The organism is Flavobacterium pisciphilum (genome assembly GCF_020905345.1).
Classification (GTDB): domain Bacteria; phylum Bacteroidota; class Bacteroidia; order Flavobacteriales; family Flavobacteriaceae; genus Flavobacterium; species Flavobacterium pisciphilum.
Genome location: NZ_JAJJMO010000001.1, coordinates 4,307,840 through 4,334,375, shown reverse-complemented (window position 1 = coordinate 4,334,375; position 26,536 = coordinate 4,307,840). Strand labels below are relative to the sequence as shown.

Here is a 26,536-nt window from a genome sequence, read left to right as displayed (position 1 = left end):
TATTTCGTAACATAATAGCGAAGGCTATTCAAAACATTAAACTAATATTAATTCAGAATTTCTACTTCTTTTTTATAATTCCTAATTCCAATAGTATATCTCTTTTCATTCTGCTGAGAGGTCTTCTATCAAAAAGTTCCTCATCATTATACGTTCCAAAAGCAAGCCTGTACATTTCGTCTTCGGAAATTGATAATCCCTTAAACTGGTTTGCTAGAATAGTGAGGTAACTTTCCGAATAAGCAGATTTTATTTTACGTAAATCGTCTATTTCATCTTCGTGCATTTCATAAATTTCTTTTATTTTGAAAGCAGATACCGTATTATATGATTTCGATCCAGGGGCTGAAATGATAGTAAAACCATAAGTATCAAAACTTTTATTGTAATATGTAAATTTAAATTCCGGCTTATCAATGTAAGGATGCAGATGAGTTGCTAATGTCATTTCATTTGAACCTTTAATACTACTGTTGCATATATTGCAGCTGGGAATTAAATTGTAAAAAGATAATGCCAAGAGTGGGTATCGACTTTTTGCGAACCAATGATCAAATTCAGGACGAGTAAGCTTTTGTGGCTTGATTACAGTCTTAGTATACATCCTATTACAGTACGTGCAGGTATTGATATTTAATTTATGAGCAAGGTCATATGTAGAATATACTAAATTCTTTTTTGAAGAAAACTTATCATAATCAAATATTTGGTTTAACTGACTGTAAAAGTTACCATACTTTGCTAAAATTGTTATTTCAGCTGCTGTCCTTGACGCTACCGGTTTTCGTTTAAATTTAAAATAGGTCAGCCACTCTGCGAAATTGTATCCTGGAACAACGCTGCTGAAAAATTGCATTTGTATCTGAATCAATTGATCAGGCGCTCCCTTTAAAATAATATCCAAATTATCATCATTTAGAAATGCTGTTACTACTGCATCAGCATGCAGAATGATTCTTGCTTTAATAATAGTCAGTAATTTAGCATGATGATTTGCATGTGCATCTTTAATCTTGGCACTACTGGGATCCAAGTAAATCATAATCTTCCAAGCTTTTCATTCAGCAAATCAATTTCTCTCTGAATAATTTCTTTCTGTACATCTATCTGGTCATTTAATTCATCAAGCATTTCTGCTAATTTGATTTTAATAACCGGCTCATCAATTATCTTTATGATGCTTTGGTGATGGACGAATTCTTCCTGATCTAATACGTAAGATGATCCTAATTCTTCTTTTTTCTGCTTTTGTTCATTGAGCCACATGATAGTATGTTCAATCTTTTTCTTGGCAAAATCTCCTATTAAACCATTCTCTACAAAAAACGAATCTGCTAAGAGATCTGTAATGTTTGCTCCAAATGACTTCTTCGGATCTATTTCACTATTTAAAACTATAGTTTTACGATTGCTGTCTTTCTTAAGGTAAATTATATTACTGCTTGGAAAATCGGACAATGTTAACGGGTCATGGGTTGCAATCACAATTTGTAAACGTGGATTTTCATTATTGCTAGACTTCTTTCTTTTAGCAACACTGTCCCATACAGCTGGCTTTAATTGAGCAAAAATTATTGGGAGAGTTTCACATAAAGTGTTTATAAATTTTCTTTTCCAAATTGGATGATATCCCAGGTCAGCTTCATCAAGAATCAGCAAAAAATTTTCCGATTCCCTAACATGATTATTTGTAAAGGTAAAATCGTGGAATGTTGAATATAGATTTAGAATCGATTTCTCACCATAAGATAAATTCTTATTAGACTCTATATCTACAACGTCTTTTAGTGCAATTGGAATATTTGAAAAGTACTCACGTACTTTTGCATATACATCAAAAAGAGCCTTTGTTAGATCTTCTATATCTTCTCTGTCGACATCAATTTTTAATATTGACCTTCCATTTTCAAAAACGATGTTGTCTGAAAGGGTGACAAATATCTCATGAAGGCTTTTAATCGATTTAAAACCATTCACATGATGCATTATATTTGATTTCAGGGATTCGGTCTTAACTCCCGACAGCTGCTCAAATTTACCATATTCGTTCATGACAATATCCATAAGTTCAGTATAATTGTCAAGCTTGATTTTATCTTCATACCTGTAAAAATTCTTATCAATTTGGACAATATATTTTACCAAAAAATGATTTAACAGCTCGTCAAAACTCTTACTATTTAAAATTCTCTCAAAATTAAAAGAACCAGTAAGATCCGTTATCGCAAATATGTCATTAATAACCAGAAAAGACAGAATATTGATTTCGATATCCTTCATAAAATCTCGAGAGCTATGCACAAGGTGTTCATTATGCTGTATACTATTTCTGTAAGCCGGCATATCCCAGATTTCATTTAGTGCATCCAAGATATTAGAAGATTTCAGGATATCAAGGTATGAGTTTAAAAGAAATTCAGGATTTGAATAATCTTTAACACTTAAATCTCTTTCTATAGTAACCTGCAGTGTTTCATTTTTTTTGGGGTTTCCTAAATTTGTATCATTATATACTTTTCTAAAATCACGTTTGTATAACTTTTTTGGAATTATATTCAGACTTTCATAAGTTGGAAAATCAGGATACGCCTCCTTAATTTTTTTACTTACATCCGCATTTAAGAAAATTACATCCTTTCGAATATTCTCCATAAAAACTTCACCTATCATTTTTTCCGGATGACTTGAATTTAAACCTAAATGCGAAAAAAAATCTTCTATTTTCGGATCAAAAATTGGCGAAAAATACAATTCAGTAAATCCTTCAGGAGTAGATTTAGTATACTTTATGCCTGGTGGAAAATAAACTGTTATGCCTGTCCCCTTTACAAACTGTCCTGATTCATTTCTATCTCCTGTCCGATTGTCTAGTAAAAAATGTCCATCAGCATCCTCATAAATAAAAATCGCTTTTGTAAATTCTTGGTACCCTTTATTTATCACTTTAAGGATACTTGTTTTCCCGGATCCATTGGCCCCAACAACCGCTGATAAAGAAGAAATCCCTCTCCCCCAGAAACCTTCCATAAAACTTGGGTTTTCTGTGAAAATCACCATAAATGTCCGATCATCAATACTTTCAAATTTATAAATAAATCTTCCTCCAAAGTTCAATGTTTGAGGCTGATCAAACAAAAAATGATCGTTTATGTAAACAGCTGCTAGTGTCATAGGTTTTTTATTGTGCAAGTAAATATAATGTTTAGTTTGCAGACTGCATAAGTTGTGTATGCTGTAAATAATTGTAATTTTATAAAGAATCTTACTAATAACTTTATACTTTGATAAACATAGATTTTCTAGATGCAGGCTGTGCAGATGCAATTCATATTAATTTTATCGGTAGTGATAATAAACCTCATAATATCTTAATTGATGGCGGTAGTGAGAAGGGAAACCTCTATGAAAAAGGGCTGAGAAAAAGAATAGATGAAATAGTCAACATTAAAAAGGAAATAATAGATATTTGGATTATAACACATATTGATGACGATCATATAGGTGGTATTCTTCGCCTTTTAAAAGATATTGAATTACTAGAGGCTGTTGATTTATCCAGAACAACCTTCTGGTTCAATTATTCCAATTGGGATTATGACAGTGGTATACGTACAAATAATCTAAAAAACGTCAAGCAGGGCATCACATTAAGAAATTATATTATTGAAAATTCCAATATAAGAGAAAGCATTACAGATGATGATATTATTGATTTATGGGGAGCAACGGCTACAATTTTGTCCCCTAACAATCAAAAATATAATGCACTTTTGAACGTCTGGAAAAATGCAGAAATTAAAATAAGAGAATCAGAAACCTCATCTTTGAAAACCAATCGAAAAAACGACTACAATAAAAAAATTGAGGATTTCGATATTAGCAAGGAAGTGAAAGATGCTTCAGTAGAAAATGGCTCAAGTATTTCCTTCATACTGCAATTTAATAATGAATCTATATTGTTTTCGGCTGACAGCCATTCAGATATTCTAGCCTATTCAATTAACAGAATTTGTAAAGACAGAAAATTAAAGCTTAAATACATGCAGATTCCTCATCATGGAAGCAGGTACAACATCAGTAACTCTCTTCTTGAATTGATTGACTGTGAGGATTATATCATTTCAGCGGACGGATTCAACAGATCGAATTTACCCAATAAGGAAACTTTAGTCAAAGTGCTCCATGCCAATCCTGACAAAATTATAAATTTTCATATAACACAGGAAAACGAGCTTACAAGAAATATTTTCAAAGTTGATAAAGACTTTCAAATCAATTTAAAATTCCCTGATCAAGGAAAAAACCACCTTCATTTTACAATAGGATGACAACAGCTAAAGATTTTATAATACGCATTGAAAACCCTGCAGGATACAGTGGCGGATTCATTTATTCTCCAACTCAGGATGCGGAAGTGGTATATGTGTTTGCCGCAAGACATTCTCTTGTTAGTGTCGAAGAAGTTCCATGGACTGCTCAGGAACTTTCAATTGAATTTCTTATCGAAAATAAATGGTCAAAATATAATTTAAAAACAGATGACATTATAATATTTGGAAAAAATAATGAAGTTGAAGATATCGGGGTTTTAGTGATCAAAAAATCATCCCTGCCCGTAATTCTAGATTACACCAAATGTCCATCTCTCTGCATGGTTCCACAAAAAGATCATCTGCTTGAGATAACAGGTTATCCTAAAATAGTTCAGAACGAATTAAAAAGAACGCTTTATCAATTAAAAACACTTAATGATAAGGATCACAGCAACCAAATACAGATTGAACTCTCTGATCCCCTAACTGGTGAATATAATGACGACAATCTTGTTGAAGGGTATTCTGGAAGTCCAATATTTATAAAAGTAAAAAACATCTTTTTTTGCTGTGGATTATTTCTCGGTTATGAGAGAAAAAATAAACGAATTCTGGGAATTAATCTTAATCTGGTTAATGATCTTCTCTTATCAAAAACATTACAAACTCTATCAATTCATGAAATAGAAACAGATGAGACTATTCTTGATGCGATTGAAAAGCTTAATGAAAATTCCATGCGGGTTCTTTCAAGAGTAAGAAGCAGTGTTGGAAAGGTTAATCTTCCACGTACCAAAGTAACAGCAGAAGCAACAACAGTTATAAAAAGTAACCGACTGGCCATTTTTACAGGAAAACCGGGGGCTGGTAAATCTGCTCTAGTCAAGAATATTTTTGAGAACCTGAAGAATGAATACGAAATTTTAGCTTTGCAGGGTGAGCAACTAGACAGGGAAAATATTGAGCAACTATTTTCTGAACCTCCTTTTAATTTTAAAACCAGATTTGCAGACATACTTAATTCGCCAGCATATGACAAATCTCATATACTCTTAATAGACAGTATAGAAAAAGTATTGGAAACCAATAATGCTGATACTATACTCGATTTCTTTGAATTACTTTCTAAGAGACCTAATATAACGTTAGTCCTTACCTGCAGGAGTTATGCGGTTGAACAGTTAAAAATACGTTTTTTAAGACAGTTCCCCCCTTTTCCCAATTTTGAAGTACCACTTCTTGACAAGATTGAACTTAATACTGTCGCCGAGACCTACCCTGCCCTAGTATCTTTGCTGGATAATATTTCTCTTTCGAAAGTTCTTCAAATACCGTTTAATCTTGATAAGGCGGTTACATTACCCGAAAATTCACTAAGTAATGATGTAGATTCTGAGGTAAAGTTCAAACAAATTATGTGGGAATATGTCATTGAAGGCCTTGACAAAATAACTGAGGTTGATCAGAGAAAATTACGTGGAGAAATTTTCATGAAAATTGCTTTGCAAAGAACTGCCGCCATGAGTGCATATACAACTGTTGATGATGCCCCACAGAAAATATTATATTCTCTAATTGCCGACAACATCATTGATCCTGAACCTGTTTATAAAAATAGTTTTGCTCCTGCGCACGACATTTACGAAGACTGGGCATTAACGCGACATATTGATTATAATTACTTAAAATACATTATTGATCAAGGAAATTATGATAATTTTTACGAAAGTCTAGGATCAACTCCAGCGGTTAGAAGGGCCTTTAGAATTTGGATATCAGAAAAAATACAAACTATTAATGAGACCATCAATCAATTTTTAAAAGCAACACTTAGGGAGCAAAAAACACAAAAATACTGGAAGGACGAGATACTTATTGCTATTATGCAGTCTCCCTACAGTAGGGATTTTTTGAAAGAGAATAAAGACTTTCTATTTTTAAATAATTTTGAATATTTCAAAAGAATAAACTTTTTAGTGCAGGTTGCATGCCAAAAACCAGACTTCACACTTCTCAGCGTAATAGAGCAGGAAAAAAGAACAGAATTATATCATAATATCAACCTAATTCCTTTTGGGGAGGGCTGGCCTAATCTTATTGAATTTATTTTTTTTAATCTGGATGTTCTGCAAACTCAAATGAAATTAATACTATTAATGATGTTACAGTGGGAAAAGGGTTTTAAACAAGCTCAGCCATTTCCAGCCGAGGCAGGGCATGTTGGTAAGATCTTAATATGGTATTATAAAATATTTACATCAACTGTTACACCCGATCTGAAAAGGTCAAAAACTGACGATTTAAACAAGGGCATTTTATTACTTTTTAATCTGGCTGATGTTGTTAAAGAAGACTTGAAAGTTATTATAGAGGTCGCATTTCGAAATAAAAAAAGTGCGGTAGACCTTGCAATTGGAAATTTATATGATAAAATTTTAGATTATGTCCTTGATGGATATGAAGGTAAAAATATTTGTAAAAACTATCCCGAGCTTGTTTTGGAAATTGCAGAGAAAGATTGGTTTTATTATCCTCCAACTCCAGAGGAAATTGCTGAAATGGCAAAGAAATCACTTTTTGGACCTCATTACCGATCAGGTATTCACAGTGAAAATAATTTCGGCATACAAGAAAGTACTTCCCATGATTATTCCCCTGCAAGCCCTTATGAAACTCCAATATTAAATCTTCTTTTAGTCTCACCTTTTAGAACCTTAAATTTTTTAATAAAGTTATTTAATCATTCTGCAAACTCTTATATTAATTCAGATTTCGGAAAAAGCAATCAATTTTTGTTCCCTCCTGATGTACGGTCTGAAATAACTATAACAATGCCAGATGGCAATAAAATTAGACATCATGCAAGCCCGACATTGTGGATGATGTTCAGAGGTACTTATAATAATGTTCCAGATCTATTAAAGTGTACCCTTATGGCACTAGAATGCTATTTACTTCATATAGGTAAAGATATCAAAGAAAATGAAGATGAGCAGTACACTGAAATTTTAAAGAGGCTTTGGGATTACAGCTTTGACGTTTTAATCAGCAAAAGCAATAATGTTATGACTGATGCCATACTAATAAGTGTTGCAAACGAGCATATGGATATTGTTGGAAATAAAATTTTTCCTTTATTAAAAATCAAAGAGATATATAAATTGGATTTTAACAGGTGTATAAATGAAACAGAAGCCTTCAGTCCCATTAGTTACAAAAGACAGAGCCAATTACGTCATCTGCAGTTACAGAATTTTCAAAACCTGAAACATAGAAGCAAAAGTATTGAGGATCTAGTAATGAATCTCAGTCAGGGACAGTACGAAGCTGATATCTTTCAGATAATAGATAAATTTAATTCTGAGAACCCTACAGATCAAGCGTGGCGTTTTGCGCTCACTAGAATAGACAAAAGAAAGTATAAAATTGTCGGAGAAGTTGAGAATGGCTTTTTAATGGAAACAAATTTAGAAGAAGACCTGAAAAAAGTTGTTGAGCAGCATAAGGAGAGGCAGGCAATTACTAATCCAGTATCACACGCGTCATACTGGTGTATGAAAAAACTAAGACATGAAATTGTTGAGGAAAATAATTATGCGAAATGGTCGGAATTTTATTTAATTTCCAAAGCTGCTGAAAATAATATAGAGATAAATTCGAGATATAAACAAGCAGTATTGATAGCTTCTATTGGCATCAGAGATTTTTATTCTTGCTTAACACCTTTAGAAAAAGAATGGTCTAACGATAAAATAATTGAACTTTTTAAATATGAGCTTTTTGAAAATAAACAACATTTAGATTTGCAGCATTCTAAATATACAGTTTATGAAACGGAAGCTGCTTTTTCAGTTCTCCCTCTTATAATGTCTTATGCTGAGGAATCTGAAAAGAAAGATCTAAGGCAATACATGGTCTTCGCTTTAATAAATCTTACTGATAGATCGGAATGCCGTTCTCTAATAGAATCAATAAGACAAAATCTTTGGCAGTCTGATCCTGCCTTCGTCTTACTCTGTATCAGTTCGATTATTGAGTATTCGAAAATCTCATTTCTAAAACAGAATCTTCAATATTTTAGAAGAGTTGAAACCTCCTCTAAAATATCCCCTTTTGCATTTTTAAAAGAAATCTACAGCAATATCCGACTGACTATTAATCCAGGCTATAGAGCCTCAAATCATCAATCCAGTGATAAGAATTATAACAAAATATTGCATGAGTACAATAGTGCAATTAATAAAATAATGGATAAAGTTGGTGCAGGAGTCGCTCCTTCTCAAATTGAAATTCCTGACTATGAAAAAAATGGAAGTGACTGGCTATTTGAAGCTTTAAAACTGGTACCACAAGATACAGATCTAAAAATCCTGCAAGATTATTATAAAGAAGTATTGAATTTCATATTTGAAAGTCTGACTAGAGATTCTACCTCATATGATGACAGACTTCATTACTCCTTACAGCAACTTTTTCATCAAAAATTTGCTCAATTTTTACTAAGCCAGCCAGAAGATACTGCAATTGAACATTTTAAAATATTAATTAACTGGGTCTATGTAGAAGGATCAAAACGTAATTATGCAAATAAAAAATTTGATTTTGTAGAAAAATGTCTAGAAGAACTAATAAATCAACTTATAAACAACGAATCTAAAAGCGATAATTTTTGGATTTTATGGAATTATTTAAGCCATAAAATTTTAACAACTAATACTTTCATTTTTGATAAAACACTTCTTCTTAATCATCGGATACTATCCTTGACACAAAAGGAGTGGGCACCTTTAGACAATAAAAAACATTTTTTTGAAACAATCATTTTAGAGGGTGCTGATTTAAACTCTTCAGGGAGATTAATTGCTGGAATAGGATATAAAGAGTTAATGCCGGATGGTATTTTCTGGCTGGCTGAGCGAATTAAAAACGAATGGCCAAACAACAAAGATTGGAACTTTTACCTTGAAAAAATTGTTATACAAACTTATTATGATGGTGTAAGAAGAAAGGAAGTTATCACATCTACTAAGCTGAGAAATGCTTTTATCCTACTACTTGATAAACTGATTGATGAGACTGCATCTTCAACTGCTTATATTATCCGAGATGATTTTATTTCCTCAAAAGGTATTATTAATGACTAAACGCTCGCCCGATTGTGTGAAAAAGTGATTTCGTTTGTTCACGCAATTGGGTGCATCCAATTAGAAAGCCCTCCAAATTTCCTAACAAAACATGAGGAGTTACAGAGTCACAAAAATTTCAATCCACGATTATAGAATATACCTAAAAGTTTAGACGGTTTTATTAAGTTTGGTTTCCAACTTCTACAGCTAAAAGTTTAAAAGATAGTTACAACTTCAGATAAAGAAACATTGTTGTGAACTATATCCTCTGTGAATTGCTTTATCATATTTATTTACCTTTAAATATATAGTTTAGTGTGATACAGTGCAGTATTACTGATCCATATGATTCCTTGGAAGTAATTCGTATTCTTTAGCAAATTGCTCTATAGTTCTTTCTTCTTTGAGAATTGAATTCATATATTCTGTACCTAATAAATTACCCTCCCTTGTATTATGGGGTGATGATTTCGGAACAAGAATAATATTATATTTTGAAAGATACCTATGTCTAAATTTACAATCTGTTAGTTCGGTATATTCTCCATTAATAATTGCTGCACCATCTTCGTATTCCTCAGACGTCACAACATGGTCTTTATAAATACCAAAAGACTCATAACAATAGCCCATACTTTTTACTTGTCTTTCTATATCTTCGGAACTTATTTCGGATGCTCCGGACGGTACGTCAGCAGTTACTTGAATATAAATAAAACTAGAGTAATATGAAGATGAATTAAAAACAGCAATTTTATCAATAATTAATTCATCGTTGTTTAATAATATTTTATCATTTCCTAAATCTTCAAACTTTGCAACAGGTAATGCACTACCTCCCCTAAACCACCATATAGGATCTGCAAATACACCATAATCTTTTGCCTCGTCAAATCTGAGAGGCCCAAGTAAAAATCTTTTTAACCCGTCTGTAGCTGGTTTTCCTACAAACCATTTTAAACCCCTAATACCTGGGAAGGCTTTTGAAAGTTTTTCAATAAAAAATACAGTTGGAGCAGTTCGTATTATAGTCTTCTCATTTACGTTTTTCTCCTTATTTGTTTCTTCTCTTTTTATTTCAGTAATTTCTAATGGTTTATATCCTATCTCTAAATATTTTGAAAAAGCAAAAGGATAGCTACCAATATCAATACTATTTGTATAAGGTATCTGATTAAAGTTTTTATCTAAACTAACTTCCCTTCTTACATAGTCTGCAATTACTGACGGTGTAATAAATCCTAAATCATTATAGTTCTGTTTTGTAATGATTGCTTTTAGAAAGTAATGAGTTAAGGTACCATTTTGGAAAATTTTTTTTTCTGTAGCTTTTTGATCAAATCTAGAAGCTGCAATAATTGTTTTATTTTCTGATTTTGAAGAAAGTTTATTCCAATCGAGTTCTTTAAAAAAATCTTCATCAACTGCAGATTTTATTTTCTCACCTGAGTGACAAGCATCAAATACTAAAAATTGATTTTTAGGGTTTAACTTATCTTTAATTTTGGCATATATTTGTGAAACAGTTATCTCTTTAGAATGAAATAGTAAAGTAGCTTCTTCATGATGAACACCGTGTCCAGAAAAAAAGAAAAAGATACTGTCTTCATTCTGCCTAAAGTCTCTACTGATGTTATCAACCGCATTGTAGAATAAACTTTCAATATCCTTATTAGAACTACCATTATCACTAGTAATTATTCTAAGGTTGTTTGTGTCAAATTGACAATTTTTAATTAAAACTTCTTCAATTTTATTTACGTCATTTACGCAATAATCCAAAGGATTTATTAAATAATCATTTATCCCTATTAAAATTCCAAATCTTTGACTCATTTTTTTATTATCTAATTATTGAAGCCAACCATCCTTCCAACTAATTTACAAATTGTTATTATTATTTAGTAATGCCAAATAATAAATTAGAATTGCCAATAAATTTCACAACCTCCACAGTGATTTCGTAATGATATAAATTCATTTATTATGTATAATTTTATCATACATATGTATTCGAAATAGTTCTAGGCTAGTTTGATGACTCTTTTATTTATTCTCAAATATATAATATTTAATTTCATAAATTTTCAAATATTTTTTATTGTATTATTAAACGTTTAACATTATTTCAAATAGTAATAATAAAAACGTGCCCGCTTGCATGACTGCCAATAAAGGCATGTTCTGTGCAAGCGGGCGCATCCGCTTAAAACGCCCCGCAATTGTCCCGACGAAGGAAGTGCAATTGCGGGGCGGCGGGCATCAACCCACCAGTATCGGTTCTGACCTGAAATTACCCAAATTCCAAAAAAATCCTCTATGGGCTGTCATACCTTCACGGAATAACTTCCAAAGTAAAGAAGCCCCCATACTGGCTAGTGTAGTATTGATAAACAAATCCTGTTTTTCGAGTGCTTCAGCAAGCGAACAACTTGGTTCATTGTTTTCGGTCTGTGCTTCTAGCAGTTCTTTAAATTCATCGGTAACCATTGGAAGATTTGCAACAGTCCTGTATAGTTTGGATTTTGGTTGCCTGATTTCGCCAATAGTAGATAATATCGCCTGTCCTGTATTTTGTGAATTACCAAGGTCAAGCCAATACAGTGATTTATTGCGTTCCCAACTGCTGTTTTCTGTGCAGTCCTGTAAAGCCTTTGCAATGTCAAATCGTGCCGATACCGTATCGATACAACTGATGTACATATTTGCTTTTCCGCGGTTGGGTAGAGATTTGAGGTTTACTGTAGAAAACTGCTCAGTTATGGCTTTCCAATTCGTACCAAAAAAACGATTGGTTCGGTTAATGAGTGCCACTGATTTGTACAAACCAACTTCAGTATCGGCAAAAAGCTGTCGCCCCTGATTGGCTTGGGTTATCCTATCATCATCATATAAACTAACCTGCAATCCTGTATGTCCTAAAGCAATAAGGCTATGGTTCATTCTTGCCAGTTCAGTAAGCATCCTGCTTCCTGTTCCTCCTGCACCAATAAGATTAATTGTGATGGGATTGGTTGGATTTATCAGGTAATTATCTGCGTAATGCATTGGTTTTAATGTGTTCATGACAGTAGTTTATTAAGGGTTAGACCGTTTTTCATAAGGACTTTTGTGGGGAACTTTTTGCGAGTATTTACAAGGCTTTGCCACAACTGAATAATGTTTCCTTTCACAGGGCTTTTCTCGCTAATCAGGTGGCTGAAATAGCTGTTAAAAAAGTACTGCTCCCACGACTGAATAAATTCTTCTAATAGGCAATCTGTTTTACTATTGACTGAAACGGTTCCCATACAAACTCTACCATCGGAGTATAGATTAAAGTAGGGGGCATTGTATAAAGGGGTAGTTTCTGTAATGGCTAGAGTTTCCCCCAATGCATATATCCAAAGTGTGTTTTTAGAGGCTTTCCAAAGCAAAGGAGGTATTAATGCTTTGCCGTTTGGAATGCCTAAACTCTCGACAAAAAACAAATCTACCTTTTGGGATGGTGTATGCCAAATGGCATAGCCATCGTGGTCGGGATTGATATACAGTACATTTTTAGGTAGCAATCCTAAAGGTTTCAAAAAGTTGCGTTTGAGTTCGTCAGAAGTATCTAAAGCACTAGCAAGCAGTGTACTTTCTTTTACGCTCAGTGGATGGGCATTGGTGGGATAGCCATTTTTATCCATGTCGTAGCTTTCCACATAAGTAGTCTTGTCAGACGAATTTTTCTGATAGATTACCAAGGCTTTTACAGGAGTGTATAATGTTCCGAAATCGGCTGTTATATCTTTCATGGTATATAGTTTAAAAGGGTACATAGTTCATTAATCAAAGGGAAAATTCGGTATTCAAAATCAAGTAGCTCTTTTGATGGACTGTTTTCGCTATCATAGATTTGCTGTAGTGTGGGTTCTTCGATTTCTCCACATTCATTAAATTCATCGTTGACAACACGGGCAATGTTCTCATACAGCATACCATCGCTATCCGCTATAAAAGAAATGTATTGTTCTGCGTGTATGATGCTATCATCTTCATCCAGTTCCTGATTCAAGGTATTTCGGAAAATGCTGGCATCAGGATAATCGGTTAATAAAGCAAATGCTTTTTGTGCAATGTTTAGGCAATCCTGACTAAATGAAGATTTTGACTTGTAGGTATCAATTCGCTGTTTAAAAACATTCAGATGATAAGGATTGTATATTTTTCGTAGCATTATATCTCCGTAGTAGTTTACCCCATTAAATTCTGAAAATTCATTGTTTGCATCATCGCTCTCGCAATTTTCCAAATCATCTATCAACCATTCTTCCATACATTCATACTGATAAAATAGATAGGTATGATTCTCCCTGTAGTAGGGAATCCGTGCAATATGGTAGAGATATCCAAACACAGACAACAGAAGTTCGGCAGTTCGTTTCTGTTTTTTGTCCTGTAACAATCGGTACAAAGGAAGTACCGGAATATAATACAAGGTTGTACCTGTATTATAACTATGGTTGGTTGCCAATTTCACCGCTCCATCATCATCCTGCATAATGACAAGTTCAATATCCTGTCCTGATTTTTCAAGTTGTCTTTGAGTATACTTATGCGCCAACAAGATATTGTAAGGGTAGGTTTTGTGCTCTACTTCTATCTGTTCGAATCCATATAATCCTGTCAGGATGTTCAACGAATCAAAAAATCCTTTTTCAGTTCCTTCGTAGTTTGGCATTTCTTCTCCTTGTTCGAACAACGGTAAGAACTGATGTTTTAGAAAACCATCGGTAACTGTTCCAAAGGTACTGAGGTGGGTTTGTTGTTTTTTACTTCCTGCGCATCGGGCAAGCGGTTGGTGTTTTCTGCCCAAGCGCCTAACTGTTGGTATAGTTTGCATTGCTTTTTCGTTTTAGGCAATCTGATACTGCCTGTTATGGATTTCGTTTTCATGATTTATCCTTTTGTTCCGATTTGCGACAAAAATCTGTATTGTATGGCATCGTCATTTATTACGGGTCCTTCGATAGTTGCTGTTGTTAGTATGGGATAGGTCTGCGCATAAAAGTTCAATACCGCTTCGGGGCTGAATGAGGCGCACGGATCGGCAAGTTTAATATCCTGCTCTTTATCTTTAAATGAAAAGACTCTTTCTAATAGTGTGGCTGTTAACATGATTCTTTGGTATTAGGGTCGTTAAAAAGGTCAATGGGGAATTTATCGGAAAGTTCCGCTTTGCGTTTGTGAATGATGTCCTTATGTTCAGGATATTGGTCTGCTTGTGGTACTTTCATCCATGCTTCTTTGAATTTGCCCAGCGCTTCGAGTTCATCGGCTTTCTTCATGGCTTCTTCGTATTTCTTCTGCATTTCGGTTTTTTCCTTGCCTATCTTAAGGATGTTGTCCTTTTCCATTTGCGAGCTAATTTTTGCCTGTGCCGATTCTTTGAGGAACTGCTCCATATTGGCAAATAACTGTGCCGTATCTTTTACAGGCTCTGCAATAGCTTCAAAAAATCCTGCATCCAATTCCTCGGCAGTACCTTTAAGTAGTATAGGCGGCACTTTTTTACGTGCCTCATCGCCAATAGCATCATTGAAAAACAATACTGATACGATAAGCCTGTCGGCAGTTTCTTTTACTATGTTTATTTTCCAGTCGCCTGCAACCTGCAAGGCGATTAGAGATTGAAAGAAATTCATAATGTTGCGTTTTAAGTGGATAAAAAATAGGTACAGGCAGGTTGTGCCTGTACCTATTGGATTAGTTTAGCAATAATGCATCTGTGCCTTTTCTCGCAAAATCCATACACAAATTGAATGCAGACTGTGTACGTAGCTGTCCTGTTCCTCCCATTAAAAGAGAGGTTAATTTGGCTTCATCGTCTTTATAGTTTCGGACATTCTGAAAGTAACCCGTTACGCTATTGTACGCCCCAAACACCGTTCCTTTGGTGGTATCCATGAGTTGTGTGGGGTCACTCATGGCGTACTCAAAAGCACTATCCACCATATTGGTAAAACAGGTAGAAAGTTCGTCTTCTTTACCATCCTGTATGGATTTTAAAACCTCCTTGTTGGGAACAAGAGCGAACGAAATGAGTTTTTTAACCTCTTTATCTGTGATGCGTACTTTTGTCCAATCGTTGAAAATAGATTCCATTTGTGACGATAGCATATCCGATATGCCCATTACCTTATGTGCCTGTTCCAAACGTTGTTTGGCATTGGAAGTATGACGAATGCGTACGGTATTCGTTTTACTATGCATAGCGGCATTAAGGGTATTGGCGCATACAATTCGTATAGGCGTAAAAGCGGCTGTTATGCTTCCGCTTCCGTCGTGTGAGGTGGTAAGGAACAGGTATTTTTCGATAAGGTCGTCATTGCCAACCCTGATGTAATCGGGTAGTTTAGCGGTTATAAAAATGCGTTCGCCTTTACCCAAAGCCCCTGCGGTTTCGTATAGAATACCTTCACCACCAACGATGCTATCGAAAAAAGAAAAAGCATCCCTGTTTTGTACGATTTGATAGTCCTTACCCACTACACCCAAAACGGCATTGTTATCAGTACGTACCGTGCTGAAATAATTTGGTACTTCGATTTTATTGTGGGTGGTTTCATTATTTACAATAATTTCCTGAGAACAGGGTGTAAATAGCTTGCGTTTTTCGACTTCGTAATCTAATCCTGCGTGCGCAATAGCTTCTGCGCTTGTTGGGTAGTCCGATATTATCTGTCCTAAATTATGCCATGCTTTTTCTTTTACGCTGAAAAAACTGTGTTTTTGGCTTTGCTCGTTGTAATTTATATGATGTGCCATGATATTTAAATTTAAAATGTTATTGTTTGAATGGATTAAAAAGGCAGGTCGTCTGCGGGTTCTTGTTTTACTCCCTCGTTGGATTGGGGTGTTATTTCAGTTTGGGTCTGTTCTGCTTTTTTAGCAAAAGCCAAAATCTTGATATTATTTGTGTGGAACGTAAGACTACCTATTGCTTTGCCTTCGTTGTTACTATATACATTCATACCAATACGCCCGAACAATTGTACAATTGCTCCTTTTTTAAGCCAGTCGGCTGTTTTTGCATTTAACCAATACGAACAATTAATATAGGTTACTACTTCTTTTACTTCGGTACTACCTTTGGGTTTGTAATTGTCGTTTATGGCAATACTGAAATTGACCACTTGTTTGTCATTGCCCACTTTGTGAACAACAGAATTTGCTGTTATGCGTCCTGTGATTTCCATAATTTTAATTTTAAGGATTACTACTGTTTACTTTCTCTCTAATCCTGCCCTAACAAAAATTGTTTTCAAAACGAAAAAACGGGAAAAAAGAAAGCAAGAATCAAGTGACCGGTTAACGGATGCGGAGTGCTATAAGTCCCGAAGGGTGGCGCAAGCGTGAGCGGAGCCATTATGCGCATGCAGCATACGGCGGGCACTATCTTGGCTGCCCTTTTAGTCCGTTTCGAGTGAAAGCTTTAAGTAAAATTTCTTAATGGACTTTTAATAGAATATCATATATCTTATCATATGTAAAATCAATAAATGATAATGAGTTAAGGAAAGTTTGCGGGCAGTACCTACAGATTAGAATTAAAAAATGATGCTAGAATAACCTATGGAATGCTTTCCAAAAATTCATATCCTGAGTAAAGGAATTTTTATTCAATTTTTAGAAAACTAGTTTGCTGTTATTTTTACGAAAAATTGACCTTTCTAAAAAACTAAATAATATGATAATCAGTAAATTGCATAATAGTATGAAAATCATTTTTTTTATACGAAATTTATTATATTTTTGCAAAAATCATAAATACAATCGTAATGAAAAAAGTTTTATTTTTATTTAGTGCTATCAGTTTAGTACTAACTTCTTGTTCTAGTTCTGATGATGACAATGGTGGTGATAATTCTAATGTCGAGAATACAATTTTCCCTAAAACCGAAAAATACACTTCTACACTTTCTCCAGAAGAGAATTCGACTGTTACCTATGCTTATCAAGGGAACAAAATTGAAAGTCTTACCTACAGTGGTGGTGATAAAACAACCTTTTCATATACAGGAAATGTAATTACCAAAGCAGAGTCTTTTGAAGGTGGTGTATTAAAAACAACTACAAATTTCACTTACGAAAACAATAAACTGAAGTCTTATATTGAGGTTCCTGCATCAGCAGATTCTGCCAGCCTAAAGAAAAGCTATACTTACAATGCTGATGGAACAATTTCAACTGTTACAGTTATGATTGATCCTACCACACTAGTAGAAACACAAGAATCATCAAGTGTATTTACTTTAGATGCGAGAGGAAACATCACTAAAGTTGTATTTAATGATTATATCAATGTAGTTGAGTATGATACAAAAAATAATCCTTTTAAAAATATTTTAGGATATACTTTGTTATTGGATGCAGGAATTTTTGATAAAGACGTAAATACACCTAATAATTTCACTAAAATAACAGAAACAAAAAATGGGGAGAACGTAGGAACAACTACTTACGTAAACACATATGATGGCAATAACTTTTTGACAAAACAAGTTAGTGGTGATGAAACGTTCGAATATACTTACTAGTATAAAAAACTCTTAACCTCACAAAAAAATAGGCTGTTCGATGAACAGCCTATTTTTTTTGCTTTGAAACCAAGTTCTGAGAAATATAGCAGTTTCCATATTAACACTCTCTATGTCTTAAAAAAGAAAACCAGCCTATAAGTAAGCTGGTCTTCAATAACAATGGTATTTGGAAATTATGACTAATTCTACTTTACTTAAAACAATATCAACAGCTATCAATACGGAACTTGAATTTTTAATTAAACCATTTTGTTCCTCAAAATTTAGTAGTGTGATCTTATTAAATCATTTTATTTATTTGTACGAAAATACATAAATTAATACACAAATTCAAGTTTGTACTTATTTCTGTTTGACTTTAACATATCTGCTTCATATAATACCTTAACTATCAACAGTTTTAAATTTAAACCATCTTTTCCCTAGGTAAATTAATTTCAGATTCTGAAGGATAAGGAGCACGATGTGTCATGCTCATATCTTCTCGTATATGCTCGTGTGCTTTGAATTGTCTGTCACTCGTATTTGAATATCGCGGATCGGGTATGAATGGCATCTTTGCCATTTTTGTTACCGTTACCGTTGGAAAATGATACTCTACGTCAACATTTCCTAATAATAGATAACAACCACCACCTTGGAAAGGATATCTTTCAAGGCTATCTGAGAAATGGGCTGTATCGAAATACTCCCCTTCTGTATCAATCCAAGTGCCAAAATACATGGTACCTCTTTTGGTAGGCACATGTTTTCTGGAAATCAGATAGGCTAGCATTTTTACTGTTTTCTTGTGATGACTCACTAAATCCTTTGCCATCACAGCACCTCTGTATGGCGTTTGTAAAAGATCAAAAGGAGTGCATGATACTGGAAAACTTAACAGTTCAATCTCATCAAAAGCATCTTCATAAGCCGAGCGTTCGAGTACAGGCAGCTTATATTCTTTGACTGGCTCCTGAAGTAGCATGAGGTTTCTATTTTCAGGCCTAAAATTCACCAATATCAATCGGGCTATTACCAACAATTGATTCTTTGTTTTACCAGTAAAGCGAAAAGCTCCAATAAAAATCAAAATCTGAATACCTTCAATGCCAATAGGAATGCGATTGATAAAATCTTCCAATGATTTAAAATCACCTCTCAACTCTCGTTCCGACACAATAAGCTGTGCCAGTTTAGTTTCTAAACCCTCTAAATGCATGAACCCGAGATAAACATCAACTCCGTATAGTGTTGCTTCGTATTCACTTTTATTGACGCATGGGTTATGTATCACTGCTCCTGACATACGAGCCTCATGAATATACACTTCTGTCCTGTAAAAACCGCCCTGATTATTGATAACGGCTACCATAAATTCCACAGGGTAATGTACTTTCAGATACAGACTTTGGTAACTTTCCACTGCATAGGATGCTGAATGTGCTTTACAGAAAGAATAGCCTGCAAAGGATTCAATTTGCCTGTATATTTCTTCACTTAGTTTTACGCAATGTCCTTTTTGCAGGCAAGAAGCAAAGAAATTATCTTTGACTTTTTGTAAGGCAGCTTTGGAACGCCCTTTACCACTCATGGCACGGCGCAAGATATCTCCGTCAGCAGCTGGAAGCCCTCCATAATGCAAAGCTATCTTGATTACATCTTCCTGATAGACCATAATACCATAGGTCTCCCCCAATTGTTCTTTAAAAACATCATGAAAATATTCGAATTTATCGGGGTTGTTATGGCGAAAAATGTACTCTTTCATCATTCCAGACTGTGCCACTCCAGGGCGGATAATGGAGGAAGCAGCCACCAGTATTTTATAGTTATCACAATTAAGACGTCTAAGTAATCCACGCATAGCAGGGCTTTCAATATAAAAGCAACCAATGGTCTTGCCTGTGGCCAAATACGTATTGCACAACACCTCATCTTTGGATAATGACGTATCTCTTATATCTACTTTAATACCACGATTCTTGTGGATGAGTTTCACGCTATCATCAATGTGGCCAATACCTCTCTGGCTCAGGATATCAAACTTTTCAAAACCGATATCCTCAGCGATATGCATGTCGAAGAGCACAATCGGGAAGCCTTTGGGTGGCATTTCGAGCACTGTATAATTGGTAAGAGGTTCTTCAGAGATCAATATCCCGCAGGAATGCATACTGCGCTGGTTGGGATATTTTTCAAGCATCATCCCATATTCCTGCACATATCGTACTACTGAATTTCCATCGTGTGAAACCATTGGATTTTTAGCCAATAGATCAAGTTCTTCCTTTGGTAGACCGAATACTTTACCCACTTCCCTGAATATGGATCGGTACTTGAATTCTACATTGGTTCCACAAAAAGCCACATGGTCTGCGCCATATCGATTGAAAATATATTCAAGGATTGTATTGCGTTCTTTCCACGACCAGTCAATATCAAAATCTGGCGGGCTTTTACGATTTAGATTCAGGAAACGTTCAAAATATAAATCCAATTCTATTGGACAGATGTCTGTAATCCCAAGACAATAACTCACGATACTGTTTGCTCCACTCCCTCTGCCTATATGCAGAAAACCACAGCTGTTGCTATAGCGGATAATGTCCCATGTGATTAAAAAATAACCACTGAACTCTAGTTCTTCAATCACACGCAGTTCCTTCTCCACTCGTGCTTTTGCCTGCAAATTGGTAGTTCCGTATCTCCACACTAATCCTTGCTGGGCAAGGGTTATCAGCAAAGCCATATCACTGCTTCTACTATTGGTATAGTATTTTTTATTCTTAGGCGTTTTGAAATCAAACTCGAAATTACACTCGTCTGTTATTCTTTGGGTATTCTCAATAATCTGTGGATAATCCGTGAATTGGGCCAGTAAATTTTCAAGCGGCACCATTACGTCCGAAGTACTGCAATAATCACTCTGACTAAGCTTTGATAGAATAACATTGGTATCAATAGCCCGAAGAATTTTATGGAGATTAAATTCTTTTTTAATCCGAAAGGTTACAGGCTGAGAAATGACCATTTTATCCATTCTATTTTTCCAATGAGAACTGAACAGTTTTGGAAGTTCTTCGGGGCGAATGCCGATGTATTCATTTTCTTTTAAATAAACTGGAGCATTCTCCAGGGAATATAGTATAAAGACCGATTTGAATTCAGGCGCTTCTATTGGCAAAGAAGTATTCTCAAAATTATGCTTGGTCAAAAAACGATTCATTTCCCCCAGACCTTCACTATTTTTGGCAAGCCCAATATAACGTAGTTTATGATTGCATCTAAATTCAATTCCAACTAGTGGTTTAATCGAAACTGTATTACATGCCCTGATAAAATCATAAATCCCAGTTACAGTGTTGATGTCTGTAAGTGCCATGGCTTTTACATTACATGCCGCAGCTTGCTGTACTAACTCTACCAATGGAATAGTCCCATAACGCAGGGAATGGAAAGAATGACAGTTGAGGTACATAATGAATTATTGTTTGCGTTTTAAAATTTCTGCTTTGTTGTTGGGTTTGAACGAAGCTCCTGCACACCGCATAACGGCATCAAATCCATAGCGGCTTTTCATTTTATCCATTGCCTGATATAAGGCTAACATTTCTTCTGTATCTTCAAAGAGATTGATTTGATACGTTCCCCGAACAAGACCACTAAAACGTATCCCTATTAGTCTTAGTCGCATGCGACGCTGGTATAATTTATCAAATAAATCGGTTACATTTTTGGTCAGGGTGTGGTCGGCTGAGGTATAGGCTATACGGCATTGTTTGGTCTCTGTATCAAAATTAGCATACCGTATTTTAATAACTACCGTCGAGGTAAGCCATTGTTCTGAACGTAATTGAAAGGCGAGTTTTTCTACCATCCCAACGAGTATGCGTTTAAGTTTAGCTATGTCAATGGTATCTTGCGAGAAAGTATGTTCGGTTGATATGGATTTTCTTTCCGTATAAGGTTCCACGGGATTATTATCTATACCGTTGGCTTTCTTCCAGAGTTCAGTTCCGTTTTTTCCAATCATTTGTTGTAAGACTTCCGATGGCATTTCAGAGAGCGTTTGAATGGTCCGAATACCAATTCGTGAAAGCAACTGAAAAGTCTTATCTCCCACCATTGGGATTTTCTGAATGGATAAAGGATTTAAAAAGGGTTGTACCATATGCTCTGGAATCTCCAAATTCTGCTTTTGTTTTCCTTCTCCAGTTCCTATTTTTGAAACCGTTTTATTAACTGATAAAGCAAAGGTTAATGGTAATCCTGTTTCTTTTGTAATAGTTTGAGCCAATTCATTAGTCCACTTATAACTCCCATAAAATTTGTCCATACCCGTTATATCCAGATAAAACTCATCAATACTTGCTTTCTCGACTATGGGTGCTTTCTCTTGGATTATTTCTGTGATGGTATGCGATAAGGTGGAATACAATTCCATATCTCCCTTCATCACTTTTGCCTGTGGGCACAGTCGAAGTGCCATCTTAATAGGCATAGCCGAGCGCACTCCAAAAGTACGAGCCTCATAAGAACAAGAAGCGACCACTCCCCTGTCCCCGCCTCCAATAATCAATGGTACTCCATTCAACTCTGAATTGGTTAACCTCTCACAGGATACAAAAAACGTATTCATATCAATATGTACAATTGACCTTCCCATAATCCTCTTCTTTTATACGGAACAAAATTAGTACAGATTGTAACAAAAATACCTATATTTGTTGATACAAATTGTAACAAAACTAACATGTCTTTATTTTCTGATAATATCAAAAGCCTTAGAGCAAAAAAGAAAGTTTCTCAGGAAAAAGTCGCTGAGAGTCTTCTTATTACCCGTGGACGCTACGCCAAGTATGAAGACGGAACCTCTGAAGCTCCGTATGAAATCCTAAAGAAAATAGCGCACTATTATCAAATCAGTATCGATTTGCTACTTTCTGTAGATGTTCGGAAAATACCGATGGATGATTTGCTGAAATTGGAAAACAACAGATTACTGCTACCGATTACTGTTGATGTAGCAGGAGAGAATTATATTGAAGTCGTTACCCAAACAGCAAAGGCCGGGTATTTGAATGGGTATGCCGATCCTGAATTTATCGAAAACTTACAGCAGATTTCTTTACCTTTTTTAGGACCTGGGAAACACCGGGGTTTTCCTGTGGAAGGAGACTCTATGCCACCACATGAAGATGGTTCAATTATTATAGGCCGCTACATAGACAAATTGGGAGAGGTAATGGATGGAAAAACCTATATCATAATCACCAAAAGCGACGGTATGGTTTATAAAAGGCTCAATAAAAATAAAAGAAACACGCTCGTTTTAGAATCGGACAATCATTTTTATCCTGCTTATGAAGTCAAGGCTTCTGATATTCTGGAAATTTGGGAGTATGAATGTAATATCGGCAAAAGCGACCAAAAACAAGAATCATCAGATTTTTCAAGTCTTAGAGACATGCTTTTAGAATTGAAAAGGGAAGTCAAAGAGTTGAAGAATTAATTTCTACCAAAACTTGATTAAGGCAGGAATCCCATTATTTCTATTCCAATAATTCTTTAAGCTTTTGCTTTAGCAATTGTTTATCGGGTAACTGGATTCTATATTCAGCAACCATCGTAGCCGATAAACTTCTATTGAGTGCATACTCGACAACCTTACTGTCTTTATCTGTACATAACAATATTCCAATACTTGGGTTTTCATGTGTTTTTTTCACGTCCCGATCTAATGCTTCAAGATAAAAATTCAATTGTCCCAAATGTTCCGGTTTGAATTTATCGGCTTTGAGTTCAAAAGCGACCAGACATTGTAATCCTCTGTGGTAGAATAATAGATCAACATAAAAATCGCTATTACCTACCTGTAGTTTGTATTCCTGATCGATGAAGATAAAATCTTTACCTAATTCCAGAATGAAATTTTTCATTTGTTTAATGAGTCCCTGTTGTAATTCATTCTCGCTATAAGATTCTGGAAGGTTTAAAAAATCAAAAATATAACTGTCTTTGAACGTATTATTAACCTCAGGATGTATTTCTCGCACCACTGGTGCGAGTTTTGAATTTCCTATCATTATCCTTTCAAAAAGACTGGATGAAATCTGGCGTTCAAGTTCTCTTTTACTATAGTTTTCCCTTTTGGAAAAGCTTAGATAAAACTCCCGTTCTTCCACTGTTTTACATCTTGAAAAGATAATCAGATTATTAGACCAGTTAATTTCTCGCACCAGTGGTGCGAGTTTTGGTGTATCCTTGTAAATCTCATAAAACTGTCTCATACGCCAAAGATTCGCATCTGAAAATCCTTTTAAATCAGGCTCGCTTTTCTGTAAAAAATCGGCCAATTCTTTTACGACTGATTTCCCCCACTGTGCTGTTTCGATACGATTGTGAATGTACTGTCCAATATTCCAGTACAGATTAATCATTTCAGTATTAACAGCAGTAATAGCTCTTGATCTGGATTGTTTTATTAATTGGATAATATCAGTAAATTGTTCTTGTATCATTATTTCTCCCTTTAAATTGTTATTTTTTATCACTTCTTAATTACTAAATGCCTTAGTTCGTAATCATTTAATAATCTTTCTTTTTCAGAATAAATAATATCCTTGATGTCCTTTTTTATTTGCAAATAGTTACGTTGTACCATAGCGTTATCAACTTTTCGAATAACAGGAATAGCTACATAATTATCCTGTTCTTCTTTCAATGCTTCATGGTCATTTACAATTTCAGAATGGAATGTTTTGAGTTCTATTTTACAATCAGGGTCATCCGCTACCATACCCACGAATTCACCGGAACTAAGTCCGGAAATTTTGGATGGAGGCACTGCAGATTCTAACTGTTTGGAACGACTGATTGAAGTATCTCCACTATTGATTGAAAGGCTTTCTCTGTCCTGCATAATTTTTCCAAAACGTTCCGATAATTGTTTGGCAGTATCACCTGTAACCTGTCCGCTGACTACGTTTCCAACAATATTCATAATTACATCAGCCTGTTCTCTTCCATAGTCTTTACGCAGCTGGCTAAAATCCTGAATACCCAAACAAGTTGCTACTTTATTACTTCTTGCCGTGGCAATCAAACTATCCATATTGTTGAGGTAAATTGTAGGAAACTCATCGAATATTAAGCTGCTTTTATGCTTATTTTTCTGGTTCACTTGTTTTACCAATCGGTTTACATATAATGATAATACAGCTCCATATATTTGAATTTTCTGCGGGTTATTACCCATACATACAATCTTGGGTTCTTCGGGATTATTGATGTCCAAAGTAAAATCATTACCTGACAAAACATAATACAATTGCGGGGAGGAAAGTCTTGCCATAGCAATTTTAGCCGATGCAATTTGCCCCTCCAATTGGTCCATCACATGGTTAAGATAAGCATTCACAAAAGGATTAATGAGCACCTCAATTTCTTTTTCAGCTCTAAGTAAGGTAAACAGGCTATCATAATCCGCCTGCATGAGTTCAATCACATGAGGAAGGGTGCAGAATTCGCCGTCTTTATATTTTTTTAAATACCATATGATCGCTGAGAGAAAATTAATCGGAGATTCTACAAAAAAATCCCCCTGTCTTTTGATCCATTCCTTGTTGAGTCCTAACAGAATAGTACGCGCAGATTCTGAAGCATCGGTAATATCGCTCATACCTGAAGGCTCTAATGGGTTACATCGGTTGCTTCGGGTCAAATCATCAAAATTAATAACATAAAACTTTGGTACTATTGGATAAAGATGTCTGTATTTAAGCCACGTATTATAGACGATTTTCGTCAGATCATCAAACTTGAAATCATAGACGAACATGGTGAATTTTTTACGGATGTGCTGGGTGATTACATGACGTATGACAAAATAGGATTTTCCAGAACCAGGAGTGCCAGAAACCAATAAACCCCGAAACGGATTAATGATGTTTATCCAACTGTCTCTTATCTTATCCTTTAAATAGTATCGGGCTGGGAGGTTGATGGAATACTCGTTTTCCAAGAGTCTTTCTTCTTGCGGGAAGGTTTCATTTTCAGTATTAAAAATATCTTTGCTGTTGAGCCTGTTTTTTATAATACGCGATAATAATGTCCCTCCTGTGAGCATTAAAAGAAAACCACTGGAAGTAATAGTCATGTAGGCAATTGCTGCCAACATTAATTCTATTTTCAGGTATAATGAAAGATAACTTATAAAGTAAATCAGAATCCCCGTAATTATATAAGCAAAAGCGGTTTTGTAATTTAGTCTCTCCTCTTTTCGTCCTTTAGCTCCAATTAGTGAGATTATTAAAAATCCCAGTGCAAAGAATTTGGATTTATGAAAATTACTGAACAATCCTGTATAGTAAATATTGCTCATAATTTTATCACTGAATCCGCTAACCAAATGCCACTTTCCAAATGCGGCATAGCAGTAATAATAAAAATGGATTGTTAAAATAATAATACTGATTAGTCTTGTCATATCCAAGATCTTTCTCAGTGCCTGTTCGTTTTCTCCTGTCAGCATAGCCATAATTTCAAG

At 34.9% G+C, this 26,536-nt stretch carries 18 protein-coding genes; 4 read left to right on the top strand and 14 right to left on the bottom strand.

Going from position 1 to position 26,536, the window contains the following annotated elements; translation table 11 throughout:
* Positions 1 to 61: 61 nt before the first annotated feature.
* Both LNQ49_RS18410 and LNQ49_RS18405 read right to left on the bottom strand, forming a co-directional pair.
* Positions 62 to 1,042, bottom strand: a complete 981-nt coding sequence (locus tag LNQ49_RS18410) for a hypothetical protein (protein ID WP_229990470.1) — start codon at positions 1,040 to 1,042, stop codon at positions 62 to 64.
* Positions 1,039 to 3,171: an ATP-binding protein gene (locus LNQ49_RS18405; protein ID WP_229990469.1), complete on the bottom strand. Its 2,133-nt coding sequence runs from the start codon at positions 3,169 to 3,171 to the stop codon at positions 1,039 to 1,041. Before LNQ49_RS18405 ends, LNQ49_RS18410 begins: the two co-directional genes overlap by 4 nt.
* 110 nt (positions 3,172 to 3,281) lie before the next feature.
* Here LNQ49_RS18405 and LNQ49_RS18400 point away from each other — a divergent pair, with 110 nt between their 5' ends.
* A complete protein-coding gene (locus LNQ49_RS18400; protein ID WP_229990468.1) occupies positions 3,282 to 4,328 on the top strand; it encodes a ComEC/Rec2 family competence protein in 1,047 nt (348 codons plus the stop codon).
* Entirely contained in the window at positions 4,325 to 9,457 is a 5,133-nt protein-coding gene (locus LNQ49_RS18395; protein ID WP_229990467.1) for an nSTAND3 domain-containing NTPase, read from the top strand. The genes LNQ49_RS18400 and LNQ49_RS18395 overlap by 4 nt, the downstream gene beginning before the upstream one ends.
* 315 nt (positions 9,458 to 9,772) lie before the next feature.
* Here the strand turns inward: LNQ49_RS18395 and LNQ49_RS18390 are convergent, their stop codons facing one another.
* From LNQ49_RS18390 to LNQ49_RS18355, 8 genes are all read right to left on the bottom strand, one after another.
* On the bottom strand, positions 9,773 to 11,275 hold the full coding sequence (locus tag LNQ49_RS18390; protein WP_229990466.1) for a caspase family protein: 1,503 nt from the start codon (positions 11,273 to 11,275) through the stop codon (positions 9,773 to 9,775).
* A gap of 426 nt (positions 11,276 to 11,701) precedes the next feature.
* Entirely contained in the window at positions 11,702 to 12,505 is an 804-nt protein-coding gene (locus LNQ49_RS18385) for a PRTRC system ThiF family protein (RefSeq protein ID WP_229990465.1), read from the bottom strand.
* Positions 12,502 to 13,218 carry a prokaryotic E2 ligase family D protein gene (locus tag LNQ49_RS18380; RefSeq protein WP_229990464.1) on the bottom strand — a complete coding sequence of 239 codons (717 nt, stop codon included), beginning with the start codon at positions 13,216 to 13,218 and terminating at the stop codon, positions 12,502 to 12,504. The genes LNQ49_RS18385 and LNQ49_RS18380 overlap by 4 nt, the downstream gene beginning before the upstream one ends.
* Complete coding sequence (locus LNQ49_RS18375) at positions 13,215 to 14,306, bottom strand: hypothetical protein (protein WP_229990463.1); 1,092 nt, start codon at positions 14,304 to 14,306, stop codon at positions 13,215 to 13,217. The genes LNQ49_RS18380 and LNQ49_RS18375 overlap by 4 nt, the downstream gene beginning before the upstream one ends.
* A 56-nt stretch (positions 14,307 to 14,362) precedes the next feature.
* Positions 14,363 to 14,581, bottom strand: coding sequence for a PRTRC system protein C (locus LNQ49_RS18370; RefSeq protein ID WP_229990462.1), 219 nt, complete (start codon positions 14,579 to 14,581; stop codon positions 14,363 to 14,365).
* Entirely contained in the window at positions 14,575 to 15,108 is a 534-nt protein-coding gene (locus tag LNQ49_RS18365; RefSeq protein ID WP_229990461.1) for a prtrc system protein e, read from the bottom strand. The genes LNQ49_RS18370 and LNQ49_RS18365 overlap by 7 nt, the downstream gene beginning before the upstream one ends.
* 61 nt (positions 15,109 to 15,169) lie before the next feature.
* Positions 15,170 to 16,231, bottom strand: a complete 1,062-nt coding sequence (locus LNQ49_RS18360; RefSeq protein WP_229990460.1) for a DUF932 domain-containing protein — start codon at positions 16,229 to 16,231, stop codon at positions 15,170 to 15,172.
* A gap of 35 nt (positions 16,232 to 16,266) precedes the next feature.
* On the bottom strand, positions 16,267 to 16,662 hold the full coding sequence (locus LNQ49_RS18355) for a single-stranded DNA-binding protein (RefSeq protein ID WP_229990459.1): 396 nt from the start codon (positions 16,660 to 16,662) through the stop codon (positions 16,267 to 16,269).
* A 582-nt stretch (positions 16,663 to 17,244) separates the two neighbouring features.
* Between LNQ49_RS18355 and LNQ49_RS18350 the strand changes: the two genes are divergently transcribed.
* Positions 17,245 to 18,003: a hypothetical protein gene (locus LNQ49_RS18350; RefSeq protein WP_229990458.1), complete on the top strand. Its 759-nt coding sequence runs from the start codon at positions 17,245 to 17,247 to the stop codon at positions 18,001 to 18,003.
* Between the two features lie 409 nt (positions 18,004 to 18,412).
* Here the strand turns inward: LNQ49_RS18350 and LNQ49_RS18345 are convergent, their stop codons facing one another.
* On the bottom strand, positions 18,413 to 21,466 hold the full coding sequence (locus LNQ49_RS18345) for a DNA polymerase III subunit alpha (protein ID WP_229990457.1): 3,054 nt from the start codon (positions 21,464 to 21,466) through the stop codon (positions 18,413 to 18,415).
* A 6-nt stretch (positions 21,467 to 21,472) separates the two neighbouring features.
* Positions 21,473 to 22,654, bottom strand: a complete 1,182-nt coding sequence (gene dinB / locus LNQ49_RS18340; protein ID WP_229990456.1) for a DNA polymerase IV — start codon at positions 22,652 to 22,654, stop codon at positions 21,473 to 21,475.
* 87 nt (positions 22,655 to 22,741) lie between these two features.
* On the opposite strand from dinB, the gene LNQ49_RS18335 reads away from it, so the two are divergent.
* Positions 22,742 to 23,500 carry an XRE family transcriptional regulator gene (locus LNQ49_RS18335; protein ID WP_229990455.1) on the top strand — a complete coding sequence of 253 codons (759 nt, stop codon included), beginning with the start codon at positions 22,742 to 22,744 and terminating at the stop codon, positions 23,498 to 23,500.
* A gap of 40 nt (positions 23,501 to 23,540) precedes the next feature.
* Here the strand turns inward: LNQ49_RS18335 and LNQ49_RS18330 are convergent, their stop codons facing one another.
* Both LNQ49_RS18330 and mobC read right to left on the bottom strand, forming a co-directional pair.
* Positions 23,541 to 24,509 (bottom strand): PDDEXK nuclease domain-containing protein, encoded by a 969-nt coding sequence (locus LNQ49_RS18330; protein ID WP_255680850.1) that lies wholly within the window; start codon positions 24,507 to 24,509, stop codon positions 23,541 to 23,543.
* A gap of 29 nt (positions 24,510 to 24,538) precedes the next feature.
* Complete coding sequence (gene mobC, locus LNQ49_RS18325) at positions 24,539 to 26,521, bottom strand: conjugal transfer protein MobC (protein WP_229991353.1); 1,983 nt, start codon at positions 26,519 to 26,521, stop codon at positions 24,539 to 24,541.
* Positions 26,522 to 26,536 lie beyond the last annotated feature (15 nt).

Excerpts from the sequence above, each read along its gene's own strand:
- LNQ49_RS18410 (WP_229990470.1), bottom strand. The coding sequence starts at position 1,042 with ATGATTTACTTGGATCCCAGTAGTGCCAAGATTAAAGATGCACATGCA.
- LNQ49_RS18405 (WP_229990469.1), bottom strand. The coding sequence starts at position 3,171 with ATGACACTAGCAGCTGTTTACATAAACGATCATTTTTTGTTTGATCAG.
- LNQ49_RS18395 (WP_229990467.1), top strand. The coding sequence starts at position 4,325 with ATGACAACAGCTAAAGATTTTATAATACGCATTGAAAACCCTGCAGGA.
- LNQ49_RS18390 (WP_229990466.1), bottom strand. The coding sequence starts at position 11,275 with ATGAGTCAAAGATTTGGAATTTTAATAGGGATAAATGATTATTTAATA.
- LNQ49_RS18385 (WP_229990465.1), bottom strand. The coding sequence starts at position 12,505 with ATGAACACATTAAAACCAATGCATTACGCAGATAATTACCTGATAAAT.
- LNQ49_RS18380 (WP_229990464.1), bottom strand. The coding sequence starts at position 13,218 with ATGAAAGATATAACAGCCGATTTCGGAACATTATACACTCCTGTAAAA.
- LNQ49_RS18375 (WP_229990463.1), bottom strand. The coding sequence starts at position 14,306 with ATGCAAACTATACCAACAGTTAGGCGCTTGGGCAGAAAACACCAACCG.
- LNQ49_RS18370 (WP_229990462.1), bottom strand. The coding sequence starts at position 14,581 with ATGTTAACAGCCACACTATTAGAAAGAGTCTTTTCATTTAAAGATAAA.
- LNQ49_RS18365 (WP_229990461.1), bottom strand. The coding sequence starts at position 15,108 with ATGAATTTCTTTCAATCTCTAATCGCCTTGCAGGTTGCAGGCGACTGG.
- LNQ49_RS18360 (WP_229990460.1), bottom strand. The coding sequence starts at position 16,231 with ATGGCACATCATATAAATTACAACGAGCAAAGCCAAAAACACAGTTTT.
- LNQ49_RS18355 (WP_229990459.1), bottom strand. The coding sequence starts at position 16,662 with ATGGAAATCACAGGACGCATAACAGCAAATTCTGTTGTTCACAAAGTG.
- LNQ49_RS18350 (WP_229990458.1), top strand. The coding sequence starts at position 17,245 with ATGAAAAAAGTTTTATTTTTATTTAGTGCTATCAGTTTAGTACTAACT.
- LNQ49_RS18345 (WP_229990457.1), bottom strand. The coding sequence starts at position 21,466 with ATGTACCTCAACTGTCATTCTTTCCATTCCCTGCGTTATGGGACTATT.
- dinB (WP_229990456.1), bottom strand. The coding sequence starts at position 22,654 with ATGGGAAGGTCAATTGTACATATTGATATGAATACGTTTTTTGTATCC.
- LNQ49_RS18335 (WP_229990455.1), top strand. The coding sequence starts at position 22,742 with ATGTCTTTATTTTCTGATAATATCAAAAGCCTTAGAGCAAAAAAGAAA.
- LNQ49_RS18330 (WP_255680850.1), bottom strand. The coding sequence starts at position 24,509 with ATGATACAAGAACAATTTACTGATATTATCCAATTAATAAAACAATCC.
- mobC (WP_229991353.1), bottom strand. The coding sequence starts at position 26,521 with ATGCTGACAGGAGAAAACGAACAGGCACTGAGAAAGATCTTGGATATG.